Raw genomic sequence first — 14,217 nt, 5'->3', positions numbered from 1 at the left:
TAGTAATTCATAGGTAAAATATGACAAAAAATATACTCCTTTTATCACTCATTGGGGCTATAGCCGGGTGTAATGGCTCAACAGCACACTCCTCTGGTGACAAAACTTCGACGGTGAGTGCGCCAGCAGAAAGTCAACAGCAAGGCAAAATTCATCCAGAAATTTGGCCAAAGCAAGAATCTCCGATTAGTCGCGATCCTCAGCGAGAAGCGCGGATTGTCGAGCTGTTAGCAAAAATGACTGTGGAAGAAAAAGTCGGACAGGTCATTCAGGCAGATATTAACTCTGTTACCCCTGAAGAGGTTAAACACTATCATTTAGGGTCTGTGCTAAATGGCGGTAATTCAGCTCCTAATAAGGACAATCATGCTCCCGCTAGCGAGTGGTTAAAACTTGCAGATAAATTTTGGTTGGCCTCAACTGATATTTCTGACGGTGGAGTCGGTATACCCACGCTGTGGGGAATCGATGCCGTACATGGCAACAATAATGTAAAAGGTGCCACTCTTTTCCCACATAATATTGGTTTAGGGGCGGCGAATGATCCTGAACTAATGCGCAGAATTGGTGAAGTGACCGCTAGAGAGATTTTGGTCACTGGCATTGATTGGACATTTGCCCCCACTATCGCAGTTGCACAAAATGACCGCTGGGGTCGTACTTTTGAAAGTTATTCGGAAAATCCTGAAATCGTTGCCAGTTTTGCAGGCAAGGTTGTTGAAGGGATTCAAGGTCGAGTTAATAGTGAGCAATTTTTAGATAATGACCACATCTTGGCCAACGTTAAACACTTTCTGGGTGATGGTGGTACAAAAGATGGTATTGACCAGGGTGAGACTTTAGCCACTGAAGAGCAACTGCGTGATATTCATGCTGCGGGTTATCCACCTGCTATTCAGGAAGGCGCATTAGTGGTCATGGCTTCGTTTAATAGCTGGTATGGCAAAAAGATGCATGGCAATCGTGAATTATTGCAAGACGTACTAGTTGAACGCATGGGCTTTGATGGCTTTGTTGTAGGCGACTGGAATGGTCACGGTCAAGTGGCTGGCTGTACTAATGTTTCCTGTGCAAAAGCGTTTAATGCCGGTTTAGATATGTTTATGGCACCGGATAGCTGGAAGAATCTGTATAAAAACACCTTGGCGCAAGTGAAATCTGGTGAGATCACTATGGCACGTTTAGATGAAGCGGTATCGCGTATCTTGCGAGTAAAGCTTATTTCCGGTTTATTCGAAGCAGGTTTACCTTCTTCTCGGACATACGCTGGTAAATTCGAACAATTAGGCTCCGCGCCCCATCGTGCGCTGGCCAGAGAAGCGGTACGCAAATCATTGGTTTTACTCAAAAATACTAATCAGTTATTGCCCTTGATGGCGAAATCTAAGGTATTAGTGGTAGGCAGTGCGGCAGATAATATTGGCCAGCAGTCTGGCGGCTGGACATTAACGTGGCAGGGTACGGGGAATAAAAACTCTGATTTTCCTAATGGCGAATCCATTTATCAAGGCATTGCCTCTGCGGTTACATCGGCTGGGGGGCAAGTTGAGTTAAATGAGCAAGGCCAATATTCCACGCGTCCCGACGTGGCGATTGTGGTTTTTGGTGAACAGCCCTATGCCGAGTTTCAGGGTGATGTGGCTGATTTAGATTTTAAACCGGAAGATAGTTTAGTTATTTTAAAATCATTGCAAGCGCAAGGTATACCGACGGTTAGTGTGTTTTTATCTGGACGACCTATGTGGGTTAACCCAGAAATTAATGCTTCCGATGCGTTTGTAGCTGCATGGTTACCTGGCTCTGAGGGCGGTGGTGTGGCTGATTTGCTGTTTCGCGATGTGCAAGGTCAAGTACGGTATGACTTTAGCGGCCGTTTGTCATTTTCGTGGCCAAACACGCCTTTAGATGTTGAATTGAATGTTGGCAACGCTGAATATGATCCTTTGTTTGCTTATGGTTTTGGCTTAAGTGTGAATGAGCAGGTACAACTTGCCAATTTAAATGAAACCCTTGATCCCGCGGTATCGGCGCACAATGATAATCGTTTTTTGTTTGCGGGTGATGCGGTGCAACCTTGGCGCTTGGTACTAAGTGATAGTGGTGGCGATACACAAGTGACCAGCAATGGCCAAGTCAGTGCTGCAGGCAGCTTAAGTATCAAAGCGGCCGATTATTTAGCGCAAGAAGATACAGTAGAAGTTAGTTGGCAGAGTAAGGCACAACTTTCTATACAAGGCAGTCCGGTTGATCTTAGTCGTCAATCTACCGCCGATATGGCCATGCAAATTGATTACAAAGTGGTCAAGCTAGGCTTAGGTTCAACGCAGTTATATTTAGATTGCGAGGGCTGTAATGCGCAGTTAGATATCAGTGAAGCGTTGCAACAACAAGTCAGTCAAGGTTGGCAACAGGCACAAATTAAACTTAGCTGTTTTGCTTTGTCTACCGCACAGCTCAGTCATATTTCAGTGCCTTTTGGTTTGCGGTCAGATAAAGGCACGGTGCTGCAACTCAAAGACGTTAAATTGGTGTCTAATGAAGGTCAAGCAAGTTGCGCTTTGTAATCCTTAGGTCTGTTTAAACCAGCTAATTTGCAAGGCTTCACATTATTGTGAAGCCTTTTTGCATAGAGCCCAAAAGATGATAGGATTGCAGCCTAATCAGGGGTTTTAGCTAATTAGCATGGGAACATTGTTGCTTAGAAGTGTAGTGTTATGTATCTGGCTCCTTTGGCATGCCGCTGCTTGTGCACAGGCAAGTCAAATGACAGCGCTAAATGAGCCGTTTTCTGACTATGCAAAATTAGTTATCACTGATCCTCAGGCTACCCTAGACCAGCTATTAGCCTCGCCGTTAGCCGACTCCCAAGACAATATTACCCTAGTGCAATATCACCTGCTCCTTAGTCAGTGCTACTATAATTTAACCTACCCGCAAAAATCTTTAGAACATGCACAACTCGCGGTTCAACATGTCTCAGCACAGCAGCAACCTTGGCTTTATCATAATACTCAGTTGACTTTGGCGAATGCCTTAGAAATAGTTGGTCGCCCAGCAGAGTCTCTGCCGGGTTTAAACACTGCTATTCAGTGGGCAAAACAGCACAATTATCAGCAGCTATATCTACAAGGGATTTTCTCGCGCGGCATCATAGCCACTAATATGGGCGATTATGTTGGGGCACTGGGTGACTTTCAACGAGCTTATTCATTGGCCACTGATGATCCAAATAGCTTAAGCAAGGCTCATGTTGCGGCTATGTTGGCGCAGGTATATGAATATCGGCACGAAGATAGTTTATCTATTCCTTATTTTGAAGAAGCCGTTGCAGCCCATCGACTCAATCATGCCGATTTTGATTTGAGTATCGCTTTATTTGGCTTAGGCAGAGCTAATCGCAGTATTGGGCAGCTTGAACTGGGAAAACAGCAATTACTGGAATCTAAGGCGCTGGCGGAAAAAGTTGATGATATTCAGGGCGTTGCTTATGCTTTAAAGGAACTGGCAGACATCGAGGTGAGTGAAAAAAATTACTTACAAGCGGAGCGTCAACTGCTCGAAGCAGCTGTTATTTTTAAACAGGCTGAAAATCATCAGATGAGTTATAACGTTAGCATTGCCTTGGTCAATCTGTCGCTCAAGACTAAGCAGATAGATAAAGCGCAAGTTTATTTGCAGCAAGCAAAAGCCTATCTTGGGCGCTTCGATATGCCCATACATAGCATAGGTTTTGACGAAATACATGCGAGTTTACTCTATCAACAACAAGATTTTCAGAGTGCCTACGACGAATTAACCAAAGCTTTTGCAACGTATCGACAGTATCAAAACACCCATAGTACCGAGCGACTACATGAATTGCGTTCGCGTTTTGAAATGCAATTAGCCCAGCAAGAAAATGAAGTGCTAGCGCAAAAAAATGCAATTCAACAGTTGCAAATCAATAACGAAAAAAGCGCAAAGTTACAATTGATGCTGATCATCGCTTTTACCTCAATTGCCTGTTTATTATTAGTGTTGATTATTTACCGCAGTAAAGTCTATAAACGAAAGCTTGAGAAACTGGTGACCCTAGATGAGCTAACCGGATTATACAATCGTCGTCACACCTTAGCCTTGTTAGAACAACACATAAAGATGGCAAGCAGACATCAAAAAGGACTATGTATTGCCATGGTCGACTTGGATTGGTTTAAGCAAATCAATGATTCTTTTGGTCACTTAGTCGGAGATAAAGTGCTAAAAGAGTTTGCTCATGTTTTTCGTCAAGGTTTGCGTAGCTCTGATGTGATTGGTCGTATAGGCGGAGAAGAGTTTTTGCTTATTCTAAACTACTCATCCAGTGATGATGCTTACGCGGTATTAACAAGTCTGGCTAGCAAGTTAAGTCATATTGGCCAGACAGTGGGAGAACCTAAGATCGATTTGACTATCTCAGCCGGCTTAGTGGCATTACAGCCCCATGATACGGTAGAAAGTATCATGGCATTAGCTGACAAGGTATTATATCGCGCTAAAGATAGTGGTCGTGCACAAGTTGTGATTGCGGACAGAGTTGAAGACGGCCAATCACCAGCCAATATTCAATCAGTTCAGTAATATGTTGCAAGAAATCGCAGGTTTTATATTAACTATTCACGCAATAGAGCAGCAGGGTGAAACCTATTTAGAGTTTTGGTTGCTCAGTGACAAGGGCGTGGTCAAAGCGACTACTCCAGCCCAGCAGTTACTTTTTTTTATCAAACAACAACAGGCCAAATTGGCCCAGTCTATTTTAGCTCAGCATAATATTCGTTTTCAATTTCAAGACTTGGCCTTGTCTACCTTTGAACACGAAGCAGTAGGCGCGCTATATTTTGCAACGCCGGTACAAAGTTACTTAGCAAGAGATAAGTTAAAACAGCAAAATATCAGGTGTTTTGAAGATGATGTGCGTCTCACCGAACGCTTTTTAATGGAACGTTTTGTCTATGGTAGTGGGCAATTTGTTGGGCTAATGGATGAACTTGATAATGAACTAGGTTATGGGCAAATGGATCAAGCTAAGGTCAAATCAGGACACTATCAGCCAACATTTAAGCTACTTTCTCTCGATATTGAATGCAGTGAGCAAGGCGAGTTGTTTTGTATTGGTTTGATGTCGCACCAGCGAAAATGCGTATTGATGATTGGTGAACCCCAGTCTAGTGAACCTTGGCTTCACTGGTTAAACGATGAAAAGGCTTTGCTGCTAGCGTTGGTGGAACAAATTCATCAATTCGACCCCGATATTATCATTGGTTGGAATGTGGTCAATTTTGATTTTCGTCTACTCATTAAACGGGCCGCCCTGCATAAAGTTAATCTCACTTTGGGTCGCGGTCATCAGGCCATTTCTTGGCGTGATGCGCGCAATGAAGTTAATTTAGGTTATGTGACCATGCCGGGTAGGGTGGTAATTGATGGTATCGATGCACTCAAAACCGCCACTTACCAATTTGCGAGTTTTAGTTTGGAGGCGGTTGCCCAAGAGTTGTTAGGTGAGGGCAAAGAAAGCGAGGATATTGATAATCGTTTAGCACAAATAGAGCATGATTTTCAGTTCGATAAAATTAAGTTGGCTCATTACAATTTGCAAGATTGTGCCTTAGTGTTAAAAATATTTGCGCATACTAAAGTCCTCGATTTTTTGACCTTACGCAGCCAATTAACGGGCTTAGAACTCGATCGTATGGGGGGCTCGGTGGCGGCATTTAGTAACTTATACCTACCGAAGTTGCATCGCGCTGGCTATGTTGCTCCCAATCGCCCTGTTGATGGCGGGTTGGCTAGCCCGGGCGGTTATGTGATGAGCTCTAAACCCGGTTTGTATCGACATGTTTTGTTGTTGGACTTTAAGAGTTTGTATCCGTCGATTATTCGTACATTTAAAATTGATCCCTTGGGTTTGGTTGAAGGCTTAAAATCTCCAGAAAATGCCATCAGCGGCTACCGTGGTGCAATCTTTGACCGTGAAAAACACTTTTTACCCGATATTATTACCTCCTTATGGCAACAGCGAGATCAAGCCAAAAAAGATCAAGATTCGGTTCGCAGTCAAGCGATTAAGATACTGATGAATTCGTTTTATGGCGTGCTGGGGTCCGGAGGCTGTCCTTTTTACGATACTCGTTTAGCCAGTTCAATCACCTTGCGCGGTCATGACATTATGCAAACGACAGCAGGTTGGATTGAACAGGCAGGTTATGAAGTTATTTATGGTGATACTGATTCTACTTTTGTTCATTTACATGGCATTACCAGTGATGAACAAGCCCAATTGATTGGTCATCAACTGAGCAAGAACATCAATCTAAAATGGACTGAACTCATCGCTAAAGATTATCAGTTAGACAATTATCTTGAAATTGAGTTTGAAAGCCATTTTGTGCAATTTTTGATGCCGACTATCCGCGGTTCTGAATTAGGCAGTAAAAAACGCTATGCCGGATTAAAACGCAGTGCTAAAGGTGATGAGCTGGTTTTTAAAGGCCTAGAAACTGTCAGATCAGATTGGACACCATTGGCTAAGGGATTTCAACTTACCTTGTATACCTTAGTATTTGCTCAGCAAGACGTTAAACAGTTTGTTAAAAAAACCATAGCAGATGTAAGGGCAGGTCGCAGTGACAAAGACTTAGTCTATCGTAAGCGGATCAGGCGACGGTTAGATCTCTATGTCAAAAATGTTCCGCCCCATGTCAAAGCTGCGCGCTTGGCTGATGAGCAATATCGTGCTCGCGGTAAATCGGCTCGTTATCAAAATAAAGGCTGGATACATTATGTAATGACCACTAATGGCCCTGAACCCTTAGAATTTTTGAATTCAGCCATTGATTATGAACACTATGTGGATAAACAGATCAAGCCTATCGCCGAAGGTATTCTACCTTTTATTGGTCTGTCGTTTAGTGAGTTAACCAGTAGTCAGCTTGATTTATTTTTTGCTTCTTAAGCGAATCGGCTTTCGTGGTCCGTTGTGATGTCAATACAGTGTTATCGATATGCGGCGCGGAAAATAGCTTGTGTAAATTCACCGTAAATAATAGTGATCTGATAGTTTTAAGTTTGGCAAAAAGCGCTATTTTTAGTATTCTGCATGAAGACTGCGTATACAGATGTCGGACATCGGATATCGCATAACCTGAGCATCATTGTAATATTAAGTCACTTAAAGGACGGGCCAGTGTACAATTACAATATTGTAATAATAGATGATGATCATGTCATTCTAGAGTTACTCGGGATCATATTAGAAGATATGATTTCAGGCGAGATAGTCAGTTTTTCTGACAGTAATGAGGCCTTAGCCTACATTAAAAGTGACAAGATGAGATCAGTCTCGCTTGTCATATGTGATTGGTTGATGCCCGATGTGAGTGGTTTAGATATTTTGGCTGCACTACGGCAGCAGCACAAGGATTGTCCTTTTTTAATGGTGACAGGTAACGCAACCCAAAAATTAGTGGTTGATGCCATGCGCCTCGGCGCCTCTGATTTTATCGTTAAACCTTTTGTTAGCTCCGACCTCTCTGCTAAGGTTGAAAGGCTCATTCATGATGTGAGTATTGACTAATTCCAAAGCTAAGATAAGTGAACTCAAAGCTGTTCTCTAAATAAAAACCAGTGAAACGTATTATCTATGCAGATAAATTGCAGCAAATTTATTTTCCCTCACATGTTTTGCGTGGCCATAGCCCAAATAGAAAATACCGTAGAAGGCAGCATTGTCCTTATTCAGTCTGCACATGCTATTGTTAGTAAAATAAAAGGGATGCCAATGATTTTACTTGGGGGTAACCATTGACTCATTTTTCTGAACCTTGCCAGCAAGCTTTACATGCGTATCTACAGAGCGAAAAAAATCCACATTTTTGTCTTGAGCCTGAGACTATTTTTGGCTGTATATTTGCGGTAGCTGCCGCACCAGAAATTCCCTTACCTACGACGTGGCTACCTTGGATATTCAAGCCGCCCGTTGACAGTCGAATGACACAGCAAGTGGATAAAGTCAGTGAATTAGCAATGCTGTGTTTGCAATGGCAGTTAAAACAGATGCGTGACGGAAATACTCGCTTATTAGACGAATTGCCCCTGCCGCCAGCTCCTTATAATGACAACGCTTTGGCACATTGGATGCGCGGATTATTGTTGGCTCATAGTCATTTGAATGATATTTGGCAAAAAGCATGGCGAGCCATGTTAACAAAACAAAGCACTGAAGTGACAGAGCTACAACGAGATTTAAAACACTGCTTAGCTATGTTTAGTACCTTTGCCGATATTCCCTTTGCGCTACAACAAGCTCGCAGCAAAGGAAACACTCAGTTAGAAACAAACCTAGCGACAATTTTTCAATCACTACCGCATACATTAGGTATCTACGTAAAAACTTCGGGTAAGTTAGTGGATTACCTACCCAATCAATTCGAAACCTTTGTCAGTCAAAATCCATAACGTTAAGTTAAACTAGCATGCAGCGATAATCTTGGTAGCCGCAAGCGATGTTTAATAAGCGCAGCACATGTATATGTCGCGCAGATTGGGTTTTTGTTTGGCTCGCAGCTCGCAGCTGCTCTGCCTAATTAACCTTCTTTTTGTTTATTAGCTGCTGTAGCTCGTAATCAAATTCTTGTGCTGAAATAACTAATCCTTGTTCGTCTTCGCCGGGAAAGACTGCAATAGCAACATTGTCACCTTCAAGGCCATAGGTCCAGCGAGTACGCCAGGTTTTTAGGTCAATGGCGATGGCTTTGCAATCAGCCCATTCACCGGTTGCCCATCCTTGTGCAAAGGCTTCACTTGGCCAAACGGGCGCACAATCTTCATCGTCGGTATTGAGCATTACGCAACCGTCGTCATCGGTCAGGATCCAAACTTTTTGATGTTTAACAATTTCTTTGACTAAGTAGTCAAGACGCTGCTCGGGGGAATATTGGGCGACATCGGCCAATAGCTTAGAAGCGGAAGAATCTGTCATGGTATTTCCTATTAAAGAGAAGGACTAATAACTAGAATAATGCACAAATCCCCGTTAGTCTTTTATTGTCAGTTAAAAATAGCTAAAACTTGATTGAATGCTTATTAATTAAACAACTACTGGTTGCCTATAGTGGCATCATAGTTCGCTAGACACTACTAGGATGTATCACTTTTTCGGGTTAATATACCCATGGTTTTGACCTAAAATTAATATTTGGCAGTAAAAGGTAATGGGTATGGTGTGTAAAGGAATCGTGCATGTTTGAACACGGTGATTACGTGGTAGGTGTCAACCAACAAGTGTTGTTGTTTGTTGGCCAAGGACCATGGAATGATGAAGCGATGTTAGTCGGTGCCAAAAAAATGGGGCGACAAATTAGTTTGTTGGATCACTCTAAACCATGGGCACAGTTGAGCTGCTTAGTGGGTGAAAGCTTAATGCCGCCTTCAACTTTTAATGCCTTTGTGCACCACAGTAAAATTCGTAAACAAAAAGGCTTAGTGTGTCTCGCCATTGTGATTCTGGCATCTGAGGTGGCCAATACCATTAAACAACAATTATCTGCTGCTTATTTGCAAGCAGATATCGAACATCAGTTTTTCCCTTCTTTTGAGCTCGCGATTGAGTGGCTGGCACAACGGCAGTTCGATATAGATCGCCCTGAATTAAATGCCTTTTTAAAGCAATGTGATTTTTTACCCTCACGCTAATTTGTAGCGGTTTGCCTCGCTGCACCGTCTAAGCTCATTTTAATAAGCATCCCTATTATTATTGGGAACTGACACGCGGGTGGTATTTTGCAAACATATGTTGCCAAATTGTTAACTATTTTTAAATATAATTAGTCTGTATCGACTTTTTAAGTAATTATATTCGGTATATTCTACGTTAAACAATTTTAATGTGGTTTATTTATGTCAACACCTACTACTCTTGCTCACGCAAAGATGCTCTCTCCCCTACGTAATACCTCTGTGGCAACTTCCGTCGAGGCGCTATCCCAAGAACAATTACTCCACTTTGGGATTGAGCCACAAAGCGAGTATGGCCAGGCACTTAGCAGTCTAACTCAGCATCTATATCATGCACAAATTGATGTACAACAATTATGGAAAGTCACCAGCGAGACCCTAGCTGGCTTGAGTAAGCAAGATAAAGTCGCCTATTTTAATGCCAAAAAATTTCTCTCTTTCCAAATTGCAAAAATATTAGATACCTTACAAAATCCGTTTCGAGCCACATATCAAAGTTTAACTAAGCAAAACGGCTCGCAGGTCAGTAAAAGTCACTATCCTTTGTTTGATAACGTCACTGCGTTATTTTCTGCCACCCCAGTTGTGGTGCGCACCGCGACTTATATTTATGCCTGTACAGAATGGGTTGATGATGCCTTTCAAGGCAAAGAGTCAACCCATCAGATTTATTCGCGTTTACTTAATCCCACCAACATATCTTTAGCTAATGCCATTGTTGATTTAGAAGCGGGTCCATATTCAGCTGACTATTTAGCTTGGAATTTTAATTCAGGCATGGCGGCCATTGATGCCCTGCTATCTAACGTATTAGCCCGTGGCGATATACTAATTGTATCGCGTAATGTTTATGGTGGTGTTTATCAGCTATTGCATGATTATTTTGCTCGGGAGAACCGTTTAAACTTACAACTAGAATGGTTTGATGGTTATAGCGCTGATGAGTTTGCTGAATTTTTGGCCGCAAGCCGAGCGAAACATGTTGATAGATTAGCCGAAGGTAAGTCCTTACATGTGTATCTTGAGTCACCTTGCAACCCACATGGTTATGTTTTGGATGTTGCTGGCATAAGCAAACTTGCCCATGAGTATGGCCACTTGGTGATGTTAGACGCCACATTAGCTACGCCGATATTACATCAGCCCTTACAGCGGGTAGATAAAGCAGAGCGCCCCGATTATGTTATGCACAGTTACACCAAGGATATTTGTGGCAGTGGTGCGACAACAGCCGGTGTAGTGATTGGTGAAAGTTATCGTATGTTCCAAGGTAAGGGAGATTGTGCCAACGGTTATGATTGGTCACGCACTATGTTTTGGGATGTTTATTATATCAAGGGGGCTTTTCTTGATTCCGAAAAAGCCTTTGATGTACTCAACGGCATGAAAACCTTAGAAATGCGTGTAATGAATAAGGTAATTAATACCACGGTATTCAGCCAGTTTTTAGCCTCTCACCCTAGTTTAAATGTCAATTGCCATGCGATTGAAGGACATGCGAATGCTGAATTACGCCGTAGCCAACTTCGTCATGGCTGGCCTTGTGCTTTGTTTACGGTGGATATGGAAAATGCCCAAATCGAACGCAATACCTTTGTGCGCTTTTTTGATGCGCTAGAGCCCGCCTTCAGCCATCAAGTAAGTATTGGCCAAAATAATACGATTATTTTATGCCCGGCATTAACCTCTCACAGTGAATTAGATAGTGGAGCGCAGAAAAAAGGTGGTATTTATTTAACCACCATGCGTGTGGCTATGGGCACCGATAATGTGAAAGAGCTTATTGCCCATTTTATTAACAGCGCTAGATTACATATCGATCCTGTTATACCCGGTTTTAGTGAGCAGTTTATGCATGCTGAGCAAATTGATGATCTGTATATGCAAACCTGTCGCAGAGTAAGCGAACAGCATTATGCCAGCTCAGGGTCCATTAAAGAGATGTTAGTGTAGTTCAAAGTCATGTCTTACAAGCGAGTGATAGTAAGCTACTATCACTCGCTGTTAGCGGGTAGCCACTCACTTTTTTCTTCTCCTCAATCTACACTCCCTCGTTTTACACATAATGTTATGATCGTCGCCTATTTTTATGGGAAATACTGCAGTTATGGCTGATATTGAATTTTCACAGGCGCAAAAAGATGCCTTAGTGGATAAGTTACAACGTTATATGGATAAAGAACTGGATCTTGAACTCGGGCAGTTTGATGGGGAGTTTTTATTGGACTTCATCTCTAAAGAATTTGGCAACATTTACTATAACCAAGGTTTGTATGACGCGCAAACCGTGTTGAGTGAGCGGCTCGATACCTTGACCGATGCTATCCTACAACTTGAAAAATAGCCTAGTTAATCTATGTTACATACAAGCCTTTTTATTCAATCACGACAAGGATAAGTTATGAACGATAAGCCCGCTTCTTTTTCAATGCCGTCACCGCCATCCTCTTTAGGGCCTGAGCAATACAACGCGACTTTACAGCAAACTTTTGGTTTTGCGTCTTTTCGTCACGGTCAACAACAGGTTGTTGAGCAACTACTCAATGGCCATTCAAGCTTAGCTATTTTTCCTACTGGTGCGGGTAAGTCTTTGTGTTATCAGTTTGTCGCTACCCAATTGCCGCATCTTACTTTGGTCGTTTCGCCTTTATTGGCCTTGATGAAAGACCAATTGGAGTTTTTGCACAGCAAAGGTATTGCCGCCGCTAGTATTGATTCAACCTTGAGCTTTGCACAAAACCAACAAGTGATGCAGGACATCAGAAGCGGTGCATGTAAAATTTTAATGGTGTCAGTTGAGCGTTTTAAAAATGAACGTTTTAGGCAGTTTATTCAAAGCGTGCCTTTATCGATGTTAGTGGTCGATGAAGCTCACTGTATTTCTGAATGGGGGCATAATTTTCGGCCTGACTATCTAAAGCTACCGTCTTACCAACAAGAGCTCAAGATACCCTTGGTGCTGTTACTCACTGCGACCGCCACTAAAAAAGTTAAATTGGATATGGCCAAACGTTTTGCTATTGGGCCGGAACAAATAGTACAAACGGGTTTTTATCGCTCTAATCTGCACCTGCAAGTATTGCCGGTGGTCGAAGCGGATAAAAACGATTGCCTACTCGACTTGCTTAAACAGCAAACTGGAGCGGGAATTGTATATGTGACCCTGCAAAAAACCGCCGAAGTGGTGGCTAACTTACTCATCCAACAAGGGATGAGTGCTAAAGCCTATCACGCTGGTTTAGACAGTGAGTTACGCCAGCATATTCAGCAAGATTTTATGCAGCAAAAAATCCAAATCGTGGTGGCCACCATTGCCTTTGGTATGGGCATTGATAAGTCAGATATTCGTTTTGTTATACATTATGATTTGCCTAAATCCATCGAAAACTACAGTCAGGAGATTGGCCGTGCCGGCCGTGATGGACAAGACTCAAGCTGCACAGTATTGGCTAATCTTGATGGCCTGACTACAGTTGAAAATTTTGTTTACGGCGATACCCCAGATACCAGTGGCATTGCACAGGTAATTGACAATATCAAACAAAGTGCCGATGCAGCACAGCCCGCTCAGTCTTATTCGTGGGAAATGCAGATTCATGAATTGTCTAATCTCAGTAATATCCGTCAACTGCCACTCAAAACCTTGTTAGTGCAACTTGAATTAGCTCAGCTAATCAAACCCTTGTATGCTTACTTTGCCGAATTTAAATTACGCTTTAATCGTGATAGTAATAGCATTCTTGAGCTATTCGAAGGTGAGCGGCGTGAGTTTCTGCGCTGTGTTTTTAGTGCCACAGAAATGAAAAAAGTCTGGGGTGTGGTCAATTTTGACGCATTATTTCAGCAGTATGCAGCGCCTCGTCATCGGGTGGTCAGTGCTCTGGAATATTTGGCAGAGCAGCAGTATATTCAACTTGAATCTCGTTTAATCACCGATGTCTATCAGGTAAGTTCAAGTGCCTTGTTAACTAATGAATTGGTTGCGCAACTGAGTGCCTACTTTAGTGATAACGAACAAAAAGAAATAAAGCGTATTGCTGCTATGATCCGCTTTTTCGAATTAGACTCGTGTTTGAGTTACAACCTTGCCCGTTATTTTGATGATCACAATGCACCGCTTAAATGTGGTCAATGCAGTGTGTGTTTAGGCCAAAGTGCAAAATTAACCCGCAGTCAGATTGCGGCCATGCCTGCGCATCTAGCGATTAGTGAAGCGATGGGGGCATTGTCACAACATCTGCACAGTAAGGCCGATATTGAATTGAGCGAAAACATCTATTGCCGCTTTTTAACCGCTATGAGTATGCCTATATTTACCCGTTTCAGAGTGAGTAAAGTTTCAGGTTTCGGCTTATGTGCACAGCAGCCTTATGCCCAAGTCAAAAGCAAGGTGATAGACATTCTTCACAGCATTCGTTGAGTGCTGTGGACGGGTTGAAATAAGTCACAAAAATTCTGCTTTGT

General features: G+C 42.6%; 10 protein-coding genes. 9 read left to right on the top strand and 1 reads right to left on the bottom strand.

What is annotated here, in order from left to right; all coding sequences use genetic code 11:
- The first annotated feature begins 20 nt into the window (after positions 1–20).
- The 5 genes from ABKW31_RS07970 to ABKW31_RS07950 all read left to right on the top strand — a co-directional run bounded on the left by ABKW31_RS07970 (position 21) and on the right by ABKW31_RS07950 (position 8,475).
- A complete protein-coding gene (locus ABKW31_RS07970) occupies positions 21–2,564 on the top strand; it encodes a glycoside hydrolase family 3 N-terminal domain-containing protein (protein ID WP_348615795.1) in 2,544 nt (847 codons plus the stop codon).
- Positions 2,565–2,763: 199 nt separating this feature from the next.
- Positions 2,764–4,599 (top strand): diguanylate cyclase, encoded by a 1,836-nt coding sequence (locus ABKW31_RS07965; RefSeq protein WP_348615794.1) that lies wholly within the window; start codon positions 2,764–2,766, stop codon positions 4,597–4,599.
- Position 4,600: 1 nt separating this feature from the next.
- Positions 4,601–6,973, top strand: coding sequence for a DNA polymerase II (locus tag ABKW31_RS07960; protein ID WP_348615793.1), 2,373 nt, complete (start codon positions 4,601–4,603; stop codon positions 6,971–6,973).
- Between the two features lie 231 nt (positions 6,974–7,204).
- A complete protein-coding gene (locus ABKW31_RS07955; protein WP_348615792.1) occupies positions 7,205–7,594 on the top strand; it encodes a response regulator in 390 nt (129 codons plus the stop codon).
- 227 nt (positions 7,595–7,821) lie between these two features.
- Positions 7,822–8,475 carry a UPF0149 family protein gene (locus ABKW31_RS07950; RefSeq protein WP_348615791.1) on the top strand — a complete coding sequence of 218 codons (654 nt, stop codon included), beginning with the start codon at positions 7,822–7,824 and terminating at the stop codon, positions 8,473–8,475.
- Between the two features lie 124 nt (positions 8,476–8,599).
- Here ABKW31_RS07950 and ABKW31_RS07945 read toward each other — a convergent pair whose 3' ends face one another.
- On the bottom strand, positions 8,600–8,998 hold the full coding sequence (locus ABKW31_RS07945; protein WP_348615790.1) for a DUF2750 domain-containing protein: 399 nt from the start codon (positions 8,996–8,998) through the stop codon (positions 8,600–8,602).
- Between the two features lie 260 nt (positions 8,999–9,258).
- Here ABKW31_RS07945 and ABKW31_RS07940 point away from each other — a divergent pair, with 260 nt between their 5' ends.
- The 4 genes from ABKW31_RS07940 to ABKW31_RS07925 all read left to right on the top strand — a co-directional run bounded on the left by ABKW31_RS07940 (position 9,259) and on the right by ABKW31_RS07925 (position 14,173).
- Entirely contained in the window at positions 9,259–9,711 is a 453-nt protein-coding gene (locus ABKW31_RS07940) for a hypothetical protein (RefSeq protein WP_348615789.1), read from the top strand.
- Positions 9,712–9,915: 204 nt separating this feature from the next.
- The gene (locus ABKW31_RS07935) at positions 9,916–11,706 is read left to right on the top strand and encodes a PLP-dependent transferase (RefSeq protein ID WP_348615788.1); all 1,791 of its coding nucleotides are present in this window, start codon (positions 9,916–9,918) and stop codon (positions 11,704–11,706) included.
- Between the two features lie 154 nt (positions 11,707–11,860).
- Positions 11,861–12,097 (top strand): DUF2164 domain-containing protein, encoded by a 237-nt coding sequence (locus ABKW31_RS07930; protein ID WP_348615787.1) that lies wholly within the window; start codon positions 11,861–11,863, stop codon positions 12,095–12,097.
- Positions 12,098–12,181: 84 nt separating this feature from the next.
- A complete protein-coding gene (locus tag ABKW31_RS07925; RefSeq protein WP_348616028.1) occupies positions 12,182–14,173 on the top strand; it encodes a RecQ family ATP-dependent DNA helicase in 1,992 nt (663 codons plus the stop codon).
- Positions 14,174–14,217: the final 44 nt, after the last annotated feature.

Source organism: Paraglaciecola sp. 25GB23A (assembly GCF_040012495.1).
GTDB lineage: Bacteria > Pseudomonadota > Gammaproteobacteria > Enterobacterales > Alteromonadaceae > Paraglaciecola.
The sequence above is the reverse complement of the archived record's forward strand: the minus strand, read 5'-3'. Positions and strand labels throughout refer to the sequence as shown.